Here is a 15,743-nt window from a genome sequence, read left to right as displayed (position 1 = left end):
GTTCAATAATGTTGTGGCGCTTTACGCCACACGCGGCAGCGGCCAGCCCTGTCCGATGAGCTTTAGGCACCCCGGATGGGTGCCCGGCCTAATCTATTTGCGTGCATGGAACGCACACATTTCGAGTTTATTGTATCATGTTTTTTTCACTTGTCAAGCAGTTGTGTGAAAATCCTTTCATTCTTTATCCCTTTCTGTCGGAAAACCGCGTATGAGCGCAGCCGTCCGGCTTTTTGCAGCGGATAAAATAAGCCGCTGCCTGTGCGCAGCGGCCATTCTTTTACGGCGCGGCCTGTTCCAAAGGCGTGGTGCCGAAATAGGCACAGATGGCCTGGTAGTAGACTCTGGCGGCCAGCTGACAGCCATCGGTGTCTCCAAACCGATCCACATCCCCGGCATTCGTCACAAAGCACTGTTCCGCCAGCACAGCCGGACAGTCCGCCTGCTCCAGCACAGTGAAAGTCTCCTCGTCCCGAATCTGCAGGTCGTTGGCCTCCGCCAGCACCTTCTGCCCCTGCTGGTAATAGATGTAGCGCACCCCGCCCTGCCCCCGCAGGGTGCTGCCGGCGGCCTGCATCCCTTCCGCCAGCAGCCGCGCAAAATAAACGCTCTCCCTATGCCAGGTGCGCCCCGGCGTAATGGGGTAACACTCGAAGCCGCTTGCCTCGGTGGCGGCAGAATTTCCGTGGATGGACAGCAGCAGGTCGGCTCGCTGCCGGTTGGCCTGCTGCACCCGTTCGGTGGGGGTGGCTGTGACATCATACCCCGCACGGGTGGTGACCGGCTGATAATTGGGGTCTGCCCTCAGCCAGGCCAGCAGCGCCTCGGCCGTGGCAGCGGTCATGTCCCGCTCCACCACCACCCCGGTGGCGCCGGGGTCACTGCCCCCATGCCCTGCATCCACAGCCACCACATAGGGCGGGTCCCCCACTTCGGGACGGAAATCCGGTCCCGGCTCCTCCACGGCACTGGCTTCCCGGTAGGTATCCGGTGCGCCGTACAGTGCGCTGCCTATGCGTAAAGCAAGGCCCAGTGCCACCGCGGCGGCCAGGGCGACAGCCTGCCAGCCGACGCGGACCGGCCTGCTGTGTTTCGATGCGATCCTTCTGCGCTGTTTTCTCATCCTGTGCCTTCGTTCCCTCCCTGTTTGGTCTCCCTTCACTTCAAAACGAAAACGACCGCCCCAAAATGACAGACGGGCGGTCGTTTTCTTGTATTTTTCACAAAAGGCCCGATTTACTTCAGCTCCACGACGGTCACGCCGCTTTCGCCTTCGCCGTAACGGCCCAGACGGAAACTCTTGACCATCCGGTGCCCCCGCAGGTGCTTCTGGATGGCATTGCGCAGCGCGCCGGTGCCATTGCCATGGATCAGGTAGACCGTGGACTGCCCGTTCAGGATCGCCCGGTCAATGAAGGAATCCGCTTCCTGGATCGCCTCATCCACCGTCAGTCCCAGCAGGTTGCATTCCATTTTGGCATCCCTGCGCACCCGCTCCACATGGCCGCCGCCCGAACGGCTGCCATCTCCGGTCTGGCGGGTGTAGCGCTGCTGGGCTTTGGTCTTGGGGGCGGCGGGCGTCTTTTCCATCTTGTCCGGCTGCTTGAGGCCCTTCAGGGGCACCTTGGTTTTGACGATGCCCGCCCGCACCAGGACGTCCCCGTTGCGGTCCGGCAGAGCCAGCACGGTAGCCAGCTGGCCCAGCTCCGCGATGCAGACCTCCTGGCCCACCCGCACCTCTTTCAGGGGCACAAATTCCCGCACCGGGTTGTGGACCACGTCCGAGTTTGCAAACAGCTTGGCCGACTCTTTCTTGGCGATCTCCCGCGCACGCTGGGCACGCTGCTGGGCGCTGGTCTTTTCATCCTTCTGGATGCGGCGCAGCTCCTCGGTCAGATTGTAGGCTTCGTTCTCCACCTGCTGGGCCAGGGTGCGGGCTTTGGCCCGGGCTGCTTCCAGCTCGTTTTCACCCTGGCGGATCAGCTCCTCTTTCTTTTTCTGGGCGTCTTCCAGCTGATGGGCCGCCTCGTGGCGCAGCTGCTCCACCTGGTCCTGGCTCTCTTTCAGCTGAAGCTTGAGATCGTCCAGCTGCCCCAGCACGGCGTCCAGCCGCTTGTCATCGGCAGACAGATGCTGCTTGGCGGCCTGGATGACCCGCTCGGGGATGCCCAGCTTTTCGCTGATCAGGAATGCATTGGATTTACCCGGCACGCCCACGCTCAGCTTATATGTGGGCCGCAAAGTCTCCAGATCGAACTCACAGCTGGCGTTCACCACACCGGGCGTCTCCAGGGCAAACACTTTCAGCTCGGCATAATGGGTGGTCGCCATCAGCAGCACCTTGCGGCGGCGCAGTTCCTCGATGATGGCCACAGCCAGGGCGGCGCCCTCGGCGGGGTCGGTGCCTGCGCCCAGCTCGTCCAGCAGCACCAGGGTGCCGGGGCCGGCCAGCTCAAGAATGCCGGTGATCTTGGTCATATGGCCCGAGAAGGTGGAAAGGCTCTGCTCGATGCTCTGCTCGTCGCCGATATCCACCAGGTATTCCTGAAAGACACAGACCTCGCTGCGCTCATCCGCAGGGATCAAAAAACCGCACTGGGCCATGGCGCACAGCAAGCCGGCGGTTTTCAGGGTCACCGTCTTGCCGCCGGTGTTGGGGCCGGTGATGATCAGCGCGTCATAGTCCTGCCCCAGCGCGATATCCACCGGCACACATTTGGCCGGGTCGATCAGAGGATGGCGGGCGCGCACCAGCGAGAACGAAGCGTCATACCGGACGGCGGGCTTGAAAGCCTTCATCTCCAGAGCCATGCGGGCCTTGGCCAGCAGGATGTCGATCTCCAGCATGGCCTTGTAGCTGTACTGGAACTGGGGCTCGATGGCCGCCACCTGGCTGGTGAAAGCGGTCAGGATCCGCTCGATCTCCTGGGCCTCCTGGGCCCGGTATTGCAGGATGCGGGCGTTGGCTTCCACCACGGCCTGGGGTTCCACGAAAACGGTGGCGCCGGTGGAGGAGACGTCGTGGATGATACCGCTGATCTCGCCCCTGTATTCGCTTTTAACGGGCACCACATACCGTCCGTTGCGGATCGAGACCACCGCCTCCTGCAGATATTTGGAGGACTCCATATTGTGGACCATATTCTCCAGACGGTCACGGATGGCGTTTTCGGTGGCGCGGATCTTTTTGCGCAGATCGTTCAGGGTGTGGGAGGCGGTATCTGCCATGGTGTCAGGCGCCAGAATAGCGGCCGAAATCTGCTGTTCCAGACCGGGCTGGGGAGCCAGGGCGTAGAACAGATCGTCGGTGGGCAGCATATCGTGGTCGGTGGAACCGTACCAGCTGCTCAGATTCTGGAAGTTGCGCAGGGTGCCCGCCACCAAAAGCAGCTCACCCATCGACAGGACGCCCCCCTTGACGGCACGGGTGGCCAGAGCGCTGACCCCCTCCACGCCGCCAAAACGGGGCGATCCGTTTTTGATCAGGAGGGTGTTGATGGCGTCGGTCTGCTCCAGGGCATAGCGGACTTCGTCCGGGTCGCACTGGGGCGTCAGCTCCAGCATCTTCGCCCTGGCCTCCTGACAGACGCATCCGGCGGCAGCCCGCTCGATGATCTTATTCAGCTCCAGTGTTTTAAAAAAACTTGTATCCATTGGTTCAATCCTTTGTTTGCTTTTGATCCGGGTCCCAGGAGGACAGGGACCGCAAAAACTTGAGGGTATTCAGAGGCTTGTCCATGTGAGCCAGGGCGTACTGCTCGGCCACAGCAAAGAGATATCCGGCGCTGCTGGCCGAGATCCGGAAACCGAACAGCTTTTTATCCTCTGTCAGACAGATGTAACGCACCGCGAACAGCGCCCCCTTATCCAGGTTGCAGGTCACCTTTGCTTTGGCTGCACAGTCCTCGCAGAGCAGATGGCCGTCCTCCATATCCAGGTAGAAGCGTTCCCCGTCATAAGCGCCGCAATCCCTGCAGCAGAGCAGCTGGGGCAAAAAGCCGCACTCGCAGCACATCCGCAGCTCGAACACCGCCTTGACGATCTTGGGGTCGGCTTTTTTCTTGCAGATCATATACAGGCAGTTCATCAGCAGTTTGAGTTCTTTCTCGGCGGGCTGGTCCGCCAAGGAAAGGCCGAGGGTGTATTCCACCATATACATGGCGACACCCTGGGCCTCAAAGCTGTAAATGATATCCCGAAAATCCGTTTCGTATCCCGCTTCCACAACGGTGTACATTTTGTCATCGGCGTTCCGCCCGGGCCGCAGCACAAATTCCGAATAGCACAGCTGGCCGCAGGCTGCAAAAAGGTGGCTGGTCAGTCGCATACTGTTTTTGGCAAAGGCCGAGATCAGCCCCTTTTCAGCCGTCAGGATCTTGATGATCCGGTCCGACTCGCCGTACTCGATCTCCTGCAGCACCAGCCCCATGATCACAAACTCGTCCATCGTACCCTCCTCCGGCAGACGCCGCGGCGGCGGCCCGTCTGTAATCCAGATAGTGGTCGATCCGTCCGGTCCGGGCAAACCGCTGCCAGCAGCGTTCAGCATCCATATGTCAGCACCCGCTTTCTCGTTTCTGTCGCGGCGGCCTGACCGTGCAAAGGGTCACTTGCGGCCGGGGTCCTGCCGGAAACCGAAGCTGTTGAGCAGGAACTCATTGTCCCGCCAGTCCGGCTTGACCTTGACCCAGCACTGCAGGTTGACCCGGCAGCCCAAAAAGTCCTCGCAGTCCACCCGGGCGGCGCTGGCGATCTTTTTGAGCATGGCGCCCCCCTTGCCGATCACCATTCCCTTGTGGCTCTCCCGCTCACAGTAAATGTTTACATCGATGTCCACAAGGTCGGTCCCGGGGCGCTCCTTGAACCGCTCTACCACCACGGCCAGCCCATGGGGGATCTCATCCCGCATGAACAGCAGCGCCTTTTCCCGGATCAGCTCGGCCACCAGTTCTTTTTCGGGCATATCGGTGTAGGCGTCATCGTCAAAGTAATGAGGCCCCTCCACCGCATAGCGGCTCAGCAGCTCAAACAGCTGCTCACAGTTGCGGTTGTCCCGGACGCTGACGGTGCAGACCTGGTCAAATACGCCCAGCGCTTCCAGCTCCGCTTTGCGTGCTTCCAGCTCGGCAGGGTCCTTGACCAGATCGATCTTGTTGATGACCGCAATGGCAGGCCCGCTGCGGCGCAGCGCGTCGATCAGCATCTGCTCCGACTCGTTCAGGCCGGGATGCGGCTCAAACAGCATCATGGACACATCCACATCCCCCACCGAGTCGCTGGCGGTCTTGTCCATCCGCTTGCCCAGCTTGTTCTTGGCCTTGTGGACGCCCGGGGTGTCCAGCAGGACATACTGCAAGGGTCCTCTGGTGATCACACCCGTGATGCGGGTGCGGGTGGTCTGGGGCTTGGAAGTGACGATGGCTACCTTTTCCCCCACCAGGAGGTTGGTCAGGCTGGATTTGCCCACATTGGGCCGGCCGATCACCGCCACAAAGACCGAGGCAGTCCGCGCCTCGTGTGTATGTTCGGTTGTTTTATTCTCGGTATGATTCAAAAGTCTTACTCTCTTTCCATCCTCGGTGTATAGCCGCCAATCTGCCGGGTTGGGCTGTTCCACATCCTGCTTTCCCGGCTGCGGGTCTCATTCGGTATAACTGACCGTGCGGGGCAGTCCCAGCTGCAAAAGGATGGCTTCCTCCCGCTCCCGCATACGGACGGCCTCTAGGCCGCCGTTCTCATGGTCATAGCCCAGCAGATGCAGCATCGAGTGGACCGTCAAAAAAGCCACTTCCCGCTGCAACGAATGGCCGTAGAGGTTGGCCTGTTCCATGGCCCGCTCCATGCTGATGACGATGTCCCCCAGCATCTTGCAGCCGTTGTTGCCGTCCACGTCGTACTGGCCGCCCTCGCCCAGCGGAAAGCTGAGCACATCGGTGGGCATGGGCTTGCTGCGGTACTGGTTGTTCAGCTCCGCAATGGCCGCGTTGTCCACGAAGGTGACGCTGATCTCGGCCGGCCCCTCAAACTTTTCATATTCGAGCACAGCGTTGCAGGCCCGGCGGATCAGGATGCGCAGGCCGGATGGTACCTTGACTGCCTTCTGCGCGTTGGTGATAAGAACTTTATTGGACATTGTCAGTCCGCTCCTTTCTTTTGGCGGCGCTTTACCATCAGCGTTTCGCGGGGTGCGCGGCAGCCTCATAGGCTTTGATGATCTCCTGCACCAGACGATGGCGCACCACGTCCTTTTCGTTGAAATAGCACTGTGCGATCCCGGAAATATTCTTGAGCACCTGCAAAGCATCCACCAGGCCGCTGCGGGTCCGGTCGGGCAGGTCGATCTGGGTCACGTCCCCTGTCACCACCACCTTGGAACCGTTGCCCATCCGGGTCAGGAACATCTTCATCTGCTCCGGTGTGGTGTTCTGGGCCTCATCCAGAATGATGAAAGAGTCGTCCAGGGTGCGCCCCCGCATATAGGCCAGGGGGGCCACCTCGATCAGCTGCTTTTCCACCAGACGCTCAAAGCTCTCGGCGCCCAGCATATCCAGCAGGCCGTCATACAGAGGCCGCAGGTAGGGGTCCACCTTCTGCTGCAGATCGCCGGGCAGAAAACCCAGTTTTTCGCCGGCCTCCACAGCCGGCCGGGTCAGGATGATGCGGGAGACGTCCTTTGCCTTGAAGGCTTTGACCGCCATCGCCACCGCCAGATAGGTCTTGCCGGTACCGGCAGGCCCCACCCCAAAGGTGATGGGATGGGTGCGGATGGCGTTGAGATATTCCTTCTGCCCCAGCGTCTTGGGCCGGATGGGCCGGCCTTTGACGGTGACCGCCACAAAGTCCTCGGTCAGCTCCCGGACCCGTTTTTCCTCGCCGTCGTGGGCCAGGCTCATGCAGTAGTGCACGGTCTGGTCCTCCAACGGCGTGTGATTCTCGATCAGGAGCAGCATACTTTCCACCGCCCGGGCTGCGGCCGCCACATTCTCCTCCTCCCCGGCCAGGCGCAGCATGGTGCCCCGGCAAGTGGCCGTGACGGAAAACTCTTTTTCCAGAAGGCGGATGTTGCTGTCGCAGTTGCCAAACACTGCGGCGGCGATCTCTACACTGTCCAGTTCGATGCTCTTTTCTGCCATGGGTTCCCTCCCGCACTGAATGATGGATCGGATTTTGCGCAGGTGCCGCACACCTGCCCAGTTTAACACAGACTATAATTCTATGCTTTATTATATCACCAAAACTTTACAGTGGAAACTGTGAAAATCACACAAAATTTTTGATACGTATTCAAGCGGTTTACCATGTAGGCACAGCCCGCTGCCTTCCGGCAAAACGGCCCGTGCTTTCTCCATCGCCGCAGGGCAAAGGGGATCGCTTGACACCCGGCGTCTTTTGTGATAAAATAAGTTGCGTTGCAGCAAACGTGGTATGCTACTGTGGCTCAGCCGGTAGAGCAGCTCACTCGTAATGAGCAGGTCGTCCGTTCGAATCGGATCAGTAGCTCCATCCAAATCCCCGGGATCGTAGAAAACGGTCCCGGGGATTTCTGTTTTATCTCCGTCATTCTTGAGGCGGCAGGCTGCGGCAGAGCTGGCAGAGGATCAGACAGCATCCCAGAAAGGCCAGCAGCGCACAGTCCGGCGGCACCCGGCGCAGGATGGCCGGGGACTTGTGCAGCACAGCAGCGGCAGACTGTTCCCCGCCCGGCAGCCAGAGCAGCAGGCGAAACAATCCCAAAGACAGAGGTAGATGCAGCGCCCGCGCCAGCAGCAGAGGCCGGAAGGATATCTCCGGCGGGCAGATGGTCCGCACCTGGAGCAGCACCGAAAGGCCCTGCAAACTGATGGCTGCGCAGCACAGCCAGCTGGCCCACCGCCCGCTCCGGGCGGCCAGGTCGCAGCCGGAACACACCTCCAGCAGCATGGCGGCAGGGAGGCTGCTGCCGGGCAGCAATGTCCCCAATCCTCCCGCCAGCAGCCGAAAATACAGAATGAAGCCGCACAGCTTGCAATACGTCACAGCAGCCTCGGCAATGACCGCATCCAGCCGTACCGGCTGCCATACAGGCTGCTGGGGTGTCCCGGCAGAGGCAGGCTGCCGTCGCTGCCGGCACGCACAGCGCAGAAATGCCGCCGAGGCCAGCCCAGCCACCGCCTGTGCCAGAAACAGCCGCACGCCCAGTGCCATGCTGCCCAGCATCCCCTGCCCCACCGTCAGGATCACAAAGGAAGGGCCTGAACAAATGCAGGCGGGCAGCAGACAGGCTGCCTCCCGGGCGTCCAGCTGCCCGGCGCGGACTGCCTGGGCCGCGGCGTTGGCCGCAGGGGCAAAGCCGCCGCTCAGCCCCATCAGCAGCACACCGCCGGCACAGGGGCTGGAAGCGCCGGCCAGACGGGCGGCGGGCGCCAGCAGGCGGCCCAAAAGGTCCCCGCCGCCGCTGCGCACCATCAGGGTGGATACGATCAAAAACGGGAACAGCGACAGCAGCAGCGGTCCCCCGCACAGAACCAGTCCCTGTCGCAAAGCCTGGGCGCAGGCCGTCGGCGCGGCAAAGGGCAGCGCCGCGGTCAGCAGCGCCAGCAGGACCAGCACCCATCGTTGAAAAAAGCAGCGGCAATACATAAGCAGCCCCCCTGCTTCCATATATATGGACAGGGACGGCGCGGCATTCCGGCCAACGGAGCGCCTGTCCGCACACCGCCGCAGGGCTGCCAACAGGAGGGAAAACGGTGTCGAAACAACACAAAAGGCGGCTTACGCCGCAGGGCTGGCTCAAGCTGCTGTTCCGCCAGCCCCCTGCGGGGATCTACCGCCAGCCGTCTGTCTATATGACCGGCACCCAGATGGAGATCCAGAACTTCCGGCAGATCCGCACCTATGACAGCAGCAAACTCTGCCTGGAGCTGTACGGCGGCATCTTTACGGTGTATGGGGACGAGATGCAGATCCTGTCCCTCGCAGCCCACCGGATCACACTCCAGGGCCGGTTTGTGCGGACCGACTTTTCGGACGGAACATAAAAGGAGGCGGGCGGATGGACGCATTGCAGCTCTGGGCCATGGTATCCTTCACGGCCCGCGGCGGAAACACCGAAGGTCTGCTGAATGCAGCCGCCAGCGGCGGGCTCCATCTCTCCCGGCTCACAGCCCGGCCGGACGGCTTTGCGGGACAGTGTGCCGCCTGGCGTTACCGGCGGCTGGCTTCCATGGCGCGCCGGCGTCGTGTGCGGCTGCGCATCCAAAAACGGATGGGGCTGTTCTTCTGCCTGCGCCCTCTGTTCCGGCGCACCGGCCTTTGGGTGGGAGCTGCCCTCTTTGTGCCCCTTCTGCTTTGGAGCCGCAGCCTGGTTTGGGCTGTGGATTACGGCGCCCTGTCCACCGGCCAGCAGGCTCGCGCCGCCATCGTGCTGCGGACCGGAGCCGGACTGGAACCCGGCGCATATGTCACGCAGGAGCGGCTGGCCGCCGGTGAATACGCCCTGCTGCAAAGCGGGGAATTCTCATGGGCCAGCCTTAATTTCTTCGGGGGCAGGCTGCAGGTGGAGGTCACTCCTGCCAAACCGGTCCCCGCCATCTTTTCGGGCAAGTGGCAGACGCTGTGTGCCAGGACCGGCGGCACGGTAGAGGCGGTGGATTTGCAGAGCGGCACCGCCCTTGTGACCCCCGGCCAGCAGGTGGAGGCAGGCCAGCCTTTGATCGGCACATCCCGCACCGAGCGGGACGGCACCCCTATTTTTGCCCCGGCCGCCGGCACTGTGACCGCCCGGTTCGAGTGGACGGCCGCCTGGCAGCAGCCCCTCTCCGCTCAGGTCCCGCTGCTGACCGGCGCCACCCGCATCCATCTGCTTTTGCGCTGCGGCGGTCTGGAGCTTGCCCTTCCAAACCTTTGGGGCTCCGGCGCAGAGGGCAGTGCCGTCACGCGCCACATCCAGCTGGCCCCTGCGGGGTTTCCCCTGCCGGTCTCCATCGAGGAGACCACCGTATATCAAACGGAAGCGGGACAGACCGACTACCCCGACGGGCTGGCTCTGGCCATGGCACGCCTCCACTGTCTCCAGGCGCTGGAGGCCGAATGGCCCGGCGCCCGGATCGCAGCCAGAAAAGAGCAAGTGAAAATGCGGGCCGGCAGCCTGGATTATACCGTCACCTATACCCTTTTGGCAGATATCGTACAGCGTTAGACCGCACAAAAAAGCTGGCCCGTGCCCCAAAGCGCGGCCAGCTTTTTCATATGCAGCATTGTTTCGGGAAAGACGCCGTCACGGGGCGGCAGGAGCTTCCTCCTGAGGCGGCAGTTCGGCCAGCAGCCGGTTGAGGTCAAACTCATATTTGCTGTGGCAGAAATGGCACACCACCTCGCACCGGGGGTCCTCATCCCGGAGCTTTTCCAGTTCCCTGCGGCCTAAACTGAGCAGCATCTCCCGGGTACGCTCCTCGCTGCAGTCGCACCGGTAAAAGACCTGCCGGGTCTCCAGCACCGAGGGTGCAAATCCGGCCAGCGCCTTTTCCATCATATCCCGCGGGGTGGCGCCGGCCTGCAGCATCTCGGTCACCGAGGGCATGGCGGCGATGTTGGCCTCCAGCCGGGTGATCTCCGCATCGGTGGCTCCGGGCAGCAGCTGCACCAGGTATCCGCCTGCGCAGTGGATGCTCAGATCCGGGTCCACCAAAACGCCCAGGGCGCACACCGTGGGGATCTGCTCGCTGTAAGCATAGTAGGCCGTCAGGTCCTCGGCGATCTCACCCGATACCAGGGGCACCTGCCCCACGGTCGGCTCCTTCTGGAGCTTATTGTCCCGGATCACCGTCAGGACGCCGTCCCTGCCCACTGCGCCCCCTACATCCAGATGGCCGTCGGCCCGGGGGGGCATCTCAACCAGCGGATGGTCGATGCAGCCTTTGACATTGCCGGTGCCGTCGGTGCAGGCAATGAGCAGACCGGCAGGCCCTCCGCCGTTCACACGCAGGGTGATGCGGTCGCGGTCATCTTTCAACATCGAACCCATCAAGGCCGCGCCGGTCAGCAGCCGGCCCAGAGCCGCGCTGCAGGTGGCGCTGGTCTTGTGCAGCCGCTCCGCTTTGCAGACGATATCGGTGGAATTTATACCGCAAAATACGATCCCGCCATTTTCGGACAGACCGCGGATCAATTCAGCCATTTTGTTCTCCTTCCAGCTGTGTATAATTTTTGACCGCACAGAAGAAATACCGCTCGCTGGTGTCGGTCAGCGGGCCAAACGTCTCTCCATCGCAGACGGATTCCAAAGTGAAGCCGTGCCGCTCCAGCGAGGCGCGGATCTGGTCCAGCGGATATGTATACTCACAGAATTCCTCGTGGAAACGCTCCCCTGTTTCGTGGTCGTGCACATCCAGGGCTATGCGGACTTTTCGCCCGTCCTCTTCCAAATGGTTTTTCCAGACGCAGTCCGCCTCGTCCGCTGCAAAGGTAAAGGTGTTGTTGCCCAGCACTTCCCGGTGTTTGTAGGGCGTATTCATATCAAAGAGCAGCACTCCGCCCTTTTCCATAAAGAAAGCGGCGTTGGCGATGGCTTTGTCCAGCTCAGGCAGATGGTTGAAGGTGTCAAAGGTAGACACCGCCCCCCGAATGGTGCCGTAGAGATCCAGATCGCACAGATCCTGCTGCAGCAGAAGGAGCCTGCCGGTCAGCTCCAGCTGGTCGGCTTTGTCCCGTACCACACAGAGCATTTCCTCCGACTGGTCAATGGCGATCATATCGTAACCGGCCTGGGCCAGCATCAGGGTCAGCTCACCGGTGCCGCAGCCCAGATCGGCCAGAATGCCGTCCGTGATGCCATGGGCGTCCAGCTGGCCTTTGACATGGCGGTAAAGCGCCTCGTAATCTGCATCCTCATTGAAGGAATCGTAAAAATAGGCAAATTCGTTATAAGCCATTCGTCTGTTCTCCCTCACCCGGCGCCCCCGCAACGGCGGCGTCCAGGATGGCCTGCAGCTGAGGAATGCCATAGCCGCTTTCGGCGCTGGTCAGCACCACAGCCTTGCACCCAAAGGTCAGGCACACCTTCTCAAAGGCCTGGCGGGTCTGCTCCAGCTGGCTCTTTTTCAGCTTGTCGGCCTTGGTCAGAGCCACCACATAGGGGATCTGGTGATAGTGCAGATACCGCAGCATCTGCGCATCGTCGGCGCTGATGTCGTGGCGGCAGTCGATCAGCTGGACCAGCAGGGTGTGGTTGCGCTGGGCATCGAAATAACTGTTGATCAGCTCATCCCAGCGCTGGCGGTCGGCGTTGCTGACCTTGGCATAGCCGTAACCGGGCAGGTCCACAAAATAGCAGCTGTCCACCTCATAGAAATTGATGGTGGCGGTCTTGCCCGGCGTACTGGACACCCGGGCCAGGTTCTTGCGGTTGCACAGCTTGTTGATCAGGCTGGACTTGCCCACATTGGACCGGCCCGAAAAACTGATCTCAGGCCGTCCGCTGTCGGGCAGCTGGCTGGAAATGCCATAGCTTGCCAGAAAGGCCGCTTTGTTGTAATTCATGGTTTCCCCCTTTGGATCGGTTCAGCAGACGACCCCCGGCTGCGGCGTTTTTTCGGCCGGCGGCGGCAGGATGGCGTCGCTGGTCTTGGGCTTTCTGGCCCGGGTGCGCCGAGTGGGCATGGACTTGGCAGGCTTGAGCAGCGCCGTATCCAGCACCTGCTCCAAAGTGGAAACAGGCATGAAGGTCAGGTTCTGCTTGACCTCCTCGTCCACATCGTAAAGGTCGCTCTCGTTGTCTTTGGGGATCAGCACCAGCTTCATCCCCTCCCGGTAAGCCGCCATGCTCTTTTCACGCAGGCCGCCGATGGGCAGCACATAGCCGTGCAGGGTGATCTCACCGGTCATGGCCACATCTCCCCGCACGGGGCGGCCGGACAGGCAGGAGATCAGGGCGGTGGTCAGGGTGACACCGGCCGAAGGGCCATCCTTGGGGATGGCGCCTTCCGGAGCATGGATGTGCAGATCGCACTTTTTCAGCTTTTCGGTGTCGATGCCGTATTCCGCCGCATGGACCCGGGCATAGGTGATGGCCAGCTGGGCGCTCTCCTTCATCACGTCGCCCAGAGAGCCGGTGACGGTGATCTTGCCCGAACCGTCCTCGATCACCTGCACCTCGATGGGCAAAGTCTCGCCGCCTACGCTGGTCCAGGCCAGGCCGTTGGCGATGCCCACAGCATTGTCCCGGTTGAGGAACTCCGGCTTGACCACACGGGGACCCAGCAGTTCTTCCAGCATCGACTCGGTGACCGACACCTTCTCCGTCTCGCCGGCGGCGATCTTGCGGGCGCACTTGCGCAGCACACTGGTGATGATGCGCTCCAGGCTGCGGACGCCTGCCTCCCGGGTATAGCCGTCGATCAGGCCGTAAAGGGCTCCCTTGGACAAAGTTACCTTGCCGGTCAGGCCGCACAGCTCCAGCTGCTTGGGCAGCAGATGCTGGCGGGCAATGTTGTATTTTTCCACGCGGGTATAGCTGGGCAGCTCGATGATATCCATCCGGTCCCGCAGAGGCGCCGGGATACTGCCCAGGTCGTTGGCCGTGGTGATGAACAGGACGTGGCTCAGATCGTAGGGGATGTCCAGGAAATGGTCCTTGAATGTATTGTTCTGTTCGGGGTCCAGCGCCTCCAGCAGGGCGGCGGCGGGGTCGCCGCGGAAATCCCCTGCCAGCTTGTCGATCTCGTCCAGCAGGATCAGCGGGTTCTGGCTCTTGGCCGAGATCATGGCGCTGATGATCTTGCCGGGCATAGCGCCGATGTATGTGCGCCGGTGGCCCCGGATCTCCGCCTCATCCCGTACGCCGCCCAGGCTGAGCCGGACGTACTTGCGATGGAGGCAGGCCGCGATGGAACGCGCAATGCTGGTCTTGCCCACGCCCGGAGGACCCACCAGGCAGATGATCTGGGCTTTGACATCGGGGGCCAGTTTGCGGACGGCCAGCATCTCCAGGATGCGGTCCTTGACCTTTTTCAGGCCATAGTGGTCCCGGTCCAGGATCTCCTGAGCCTTGACGATATCCAGATCATCCTCGGTGAAGGTATTCCATGGCAGGTCCAGACAGGTATCCAGGTAGGTGCGGATCACCGTGGCCTCCTGGTTGCTGCCCTGCATCCGGGCCAGACGATCCACTTCCTTCAGCAGTTTCTGCTCGCTCTCTTCTCCCAGCTGGAGGGCCAGGATGCGGCGGCGGTAGTCCTCTGCCTCGGCGTGGGTGTCATCCCCTTCCCCCAGTTCGCTGCTGATGATGTTCAGCTGTTCGTGGAGGTAGTAGTCCCGCTGGTTTTTGTCCATCGACTCGTTGACCTTGTCGCTGATCTCCTTTTCGATCTGCATGACCTGGCACTCCCGGCGCAGCAGCTCGATCAGTTTTTCCAGTCGGCCCATCAGGGTGTTCTCATCCATCACCGCCTGCTTGTCCTCATAGCGCAGCAGCAGATTGGCAGGGATGTACTCGCTCAAAAAGACAGGGTCATCGCTGGACACGATGGCAAACACCACATCCTTGGCCAGACGCTGGTTCAAAGCGAGGTATTCGTCAAAGACGCTCTTGAGGCTGCGCACCAGAGCGTCCGCCTGGAGGGTCTCCTCCTCCCGGACGCTCTGTACGGGCGCAGGCTGCACCGCCGCCAGCAGGAACTTGCCTTCGTTGTCCAGCTGGGTCATACGGGCGCGGTACTTGCCCTCCACCAGCACCCGCACCAGCTCGTCCGAGACCCGCAGCACCTGCTTGATTTCGGCCACAACGCCATAGGTAAACAGGTCCGACCAGCCGGGTTCGTCGGTGTCCATCTTTTTCTGGGCCACCAGGAACACGTTGGAATTGTTGCTCATCGCCCATTCGATGGCGGCGATGCTCTTTTCACGGCCCACCTCAAAATGGACCAGGTTGTTTGGGAAGACCACCAGCCCGCGCAGGGCAATGGCAGGAAGATGGAGCACCTGCCGCTCCACCTTGATCGTAACTTTCTCAGACATTGTGTGAACCTCCCAAGGCTGCGGCCCCAGTATCGCGCAGGGCACAGCCTTTGTTCTCGAGAAAGGGCCGGCCTTGCAGGCCCCGTCCCTGTATTATAGCTGCTTGCCGCGGCTGTTGCAATGGGTCCCACTGCTTTTGCCAGGCAGCGAAAGTTTTCCAGCTTCGGCAGTCTGTGCCGCAAAAGCTGTTTTACTGATGTCGTTCTCTTATATTATACCCCAGCTTGTCCAGTGCCGGCAACAGGGCCCGCAGGACCAGGGCGGTCAAAGCGCCCATGGCCAGCCCCAGCACCAGCATCACCGGCGCGTAGTAAAAGGACAGCGACGAGGAAATGATCGCGGCTGCCCCCAGCAGCTGGCCGATGTTGTGTGCAAAGGCCCCGCTGACCGACAGGATGAACCAGGTGGGACGCACCGGCAGCACATCATACAGCAGCCACATCACCAGCAGCGAGAGCATCCCCCCGCACAGGGAAAGGAAGCCCGCCGTGGGGCCGGACACCAAAAAGACAAAGAGCGCTTTGAGCAGATCCAGGATCAGAGCCTGCCCGGCCCCCATGAACAGCAGCGCATACATCACCACCACATTAGCCAGGCCCAGCTTCATGCCGGGCAGCAGGCCGGGTATGGTCAGAGAGCCTTCTGCAAAAGAAAGGGCCATGGCCAGGGCGAACAGCATCCCCGAAAGGGCGGTCTGTTTTGCTTTGGAAGGGCGACGGTTGCCTTGCTGCATATCTGCCTCCTGCCCGGGG

At 61.5% G+C, this 15,743-nt stretch carries 14 protein-coding genes and 1 tRNA gene; 3 read left to right on the top strand and 12 right to left on the bottom strand.

The genetic code is table 11. The annotated features are described in order from the left end of the window. Positions 1-280 precede the first annotated feature (280 nt). The 6 genes from B5G12_RS02845 to B5G12_RS02820 form a co-directional block, all read right to left on the bottom strand. Positions 281-1,123 (bottom strand): N-acetylmuramoyl-L-alanine amidase family protein, encoded by an 843-nt coding sequence (locus B5G12_RS02845; RefSeq protein ID WP_087323663.1) that lies wholly within the window; start codon positions 1,121-1,123, stop codon positions 281-283. Positions 1,124-1,236: 113 nt separating this feature from the next. After that, positions 1,237-3,654 (bottom strand): endonuclease MutS2, encoded by a 2,418-nt coding sequence (locus B5G12_RS02840; protein ID WP_087228552.1) that lies wholly within the window; start codon positions 3,652-3,654, stop codon positions 1,237-1,239. Positions 3,655-3,658: 4 nt separating this feature from the next. Beyond that, positions 3,659-4,447 carry a DNA repair protein RecO gene (recO, locus tag B5G12_RS02835; RefSeq protein WP_087323660.1) on the bottom strand — a complete coding sequence of 263 codons (789 nt, stop codon included), beginning with the start codon at positions 4,445-4,447 and terminating at the stop codon, positions 3,659-3,661. Between the two features lie 159 nt (positions 4,448-4,606). Beyond that, positions 4,607-5,554, bottom strand: a complete 948-nt coding sequence (era, locus tag B5G12_RS02830; RefSeq protein ID WP_242955903.1) for a GTPase Era — start codon at positions 5,552-5,554, stop codon at positions 4,607-4,609. 87 nt (positions 5,555-5,641) lie between these two features. Further along, on the bottom strand, positions 5,642-6,133 hold the full coding sequence (gene ybeY, locus B5G12_RS02825) for an rRNA maturation RNase YbeY (RefSeq protein WP_087228548.1): 492 nt from the start codon (positions 6,131-6,133) through the stop codon (positions 5,642-5,644). Positions 6,134-6,170: 37 nt separating this feature from the next. Beyond that, positions 6,171-7,133, bottom strand: a complete 963-nt coding sequence (locus B5G12_RS02820) for a PhoH family protein (protein WP_087228546.1) — start codon at positions 7,131-7,133, stop codon at positions 6,171-6,173. A 294-nt stretch (positions 7,134-7,427) separates the two neighbouring features. Here B5G12_RS02820 and B5G12_RS02815 point away from each other — a divergent pair. Continuing rightward, a tRNA-Thr gene (locus B5G12_RS02815) sits at positions 7,428-7,503 on the top strand. Between the two features lie 54 nt (positions 7,504-7,557). On the opposite strand, the gene B5G12_RS02810 is transcribed toward B5G12_RS02815, so the two are convergent. Then, positions 7,558-8,619, bottom strand: a complete 1,062-nt coding sequence (locus B5G12_RS02810; RefSeq protein ID WP_087323658.1) for a hypothetical protein — start codon at positions 8,617-8,619, stop codon at positions 7,558-7,560. 107 nt (positions 8,620-8,726) lie between these two features. On the opposite strand from B5G12_RS02810, the gene B5G12_RS02805 reads away from it, so the two are divergent. Together B5G12_RS02805 and B5G12_RS02800 are read left to right on the top strand one after the other, a co-directional pair. Next, entirely contained in the window at positions 8,727-9,017 is a 291-nt protein-coding gene (locus tag B5G12_RS02805) for a YabP/YqfC family sporulation protein (protein ID WP_087228542.1), read from the top strand. A 14-nt stretch (positions 9,018-9,031) separates the two neighbouring features. Continuing rightward, entirely contained in the window at positions 9,032-10,177 is a 1,146-nt protein-coding gene (locus B5G12_RS02800; RefSeq protein ID WP_087323656.1) for a sporulation protein YqfD, read from the top strand. A gap of 78 nt (positions 10,178-10,255) precedes the next feature. Here B5G12_RS02800 and hslO read toward each other — a convergent pair whose 3' ends face one another. From hslO to B5G12_RS02775, 5 genes are all read right to left on the bottom strand, one after another. Next, on the bottom strand, positions 10,256-11,155 hold the full coding sequence (hslO, locus tag B5G12_RS02795) for an Hsp33 family molecular chaperone HslO (protein ID WP_087323655.1): 900 nt from the start codon (positions 11,153-11,155) through the stop codon (positions 10,256-10,258). Continuing rightward, the gene (locus B5G12_RS02790) at positions 11,148-11,909 is read right to left on the bottom strand and encodes a class I SAM-dependent DNA methyltransferase (RefSeq protein ID WP_087323653.1); all 762 of its coding nucleotides are present in this window, start codon (positions 11,907-11,909) and stop codon (positions 11,148-11,150) included. Before B5G12_RS02790 ends, hslO begins: the two co-directional genes overlap by 8 nt. Beyond that, on the bottom strand, positions 11,899-12,516 hold the full coding sequence (gene yihA, locus B5G12_RS02785) for a ribosome biogenesis GTP-binding protein YihA/YsxC (RefSeq protein ID WP_087228534.1): 618 nt from the start codon (positions 12,514-12,516) through the stop codon (positions 11,899-11,901). Before yihA ends, B5G12_RS02790 begins: the two co-directional genes overlap by 11 nt. 21 nt (positions 12,517-12,537) lie before the next feature. After that, the gene (lon, locus tag B5G12_RS02780; RefSeq protein ID WP_087228532.1) at positions 12,538-14,991 is read right to left on the bottom strand and encodes an endopeptidase La; all 2,454 of its coding nucleotides are present in this window, start codon (positions 14,989-14,991) and stop codon (positions 12,538-12,540) included. A 190-nt stretch (positions 14,992-15,181) separates the two neighbouring features. Continuing rightward, complete coding sequence (locus tag B5G12_RS02775; protein WP_087228530.1) at positions 15,182-15,724, bottom strand: Gx transporter family protein; 543 nt, start codon at positions 15,722-15,724, stop codon at positions 15,182-15,184. Positions 15,725-15,743: the final 19 nt, after the last annotated feature.

Origin of the sequence: Faecalibacterium sp. An58, assembly GCF_002161515.1 — a bacterium.
Taxonomy (GTDB): Bacteria; Bacillota; Clostridia; order Oscillospirales; family Ruminococcaceae; genus Faecalibacterium; species Faecalibacterium avium.
This window is presented reverse-complemented; position numbering and strand designations above follow the sequence as displayed.

Excerpts from the sequence above, each read along its gene's own strand:
- B5G12_RS02845 (WP_087323663.1), bottom strand. The coding sequence starts at position 1,123 with ATGAGAAAACAGCGCAGAAGGATCGCATCGAAACACAGCAGGCCGGTC.
- B5G12_RS02840 (WP_087228552.1), bottom strand. The coding sequence starts at position 3,654 with ATGGATACAAGTTTTTTTAAAACACTGGAGCTGAATAAGATCATCGAG.
- recO (WP_087323660.1), bottom strand. The coding sequence starts at position 4,447 with ATGGACGAGTTTGTGATCATGGGGCTGGTGCTGCAGGAGATCGAGTAC.
- ybeY (WP_087228548.1), bottom strand. The coding sequence starts at position 6,133 with ATGTCCAATAAAGTTCTTATCACCAACGCGCAGAAGGCAGTCAAGGTA.
- B5G12_RS02820 (WP_087228546.1), bottom strand. The coding sequence starts at position 7,133 with ATGGCAGAAAAGAGCATCGAACTGGACAGTGTAGAGATCGCCGCCGCA.
- B5G12_RS02810 (WP_087323658.1), bottom strand. The coding sequence starts at position 8,619 with ATGTATTGCCGCTGCTTTTTTCAACGATGGGTGCTGGTCCTGCTGGCG.
- B5G12_RS02800 (WP_087323656.1), top strand. The coding sequence starts at position 9,032 with ATGGACGCATTGCAGCTCTGGGCCATGGTATCCTTCACGGCCCGCGGC.
- hslO (WP_087323655.1), bottom strand. The coding sequence starts at position 11,155 with ATGGCTGAATTGATCCGCGGTCTGTCCGAAAATGGCGGGATCGTATTT.
- B5G12_RS02790 (WP_087323653.1), bottom strand. The coding sequence starts at position 11,909 with ATGGCTTATAACGAATTTGCCTATTTTTACGATTCCTTCAATGAGGAT.
- yihA (WP_087228534.1), bottom strand. The coding sequence starts at position 12,516 with ATGAATTACAACAAAGCGGCCTTTCTGGCAAGCTATGGCATTTCCAGC.
- lon (WP_087228532.1), bottom strand. The coding sequence starts at position 14,991 with ATGTCTGAGAAAGTTACGATCAAGGTGGAGCGGCAGGTGCTCCATCTT.
- B5G12_RS02775 (WP_087228530.1), bottom strand. The coding sequence starts at position 15,724 with ATGCAGCAAGGCAACCGTCGCCCTTCCAAAGCAAAACAGACCGCCCTT.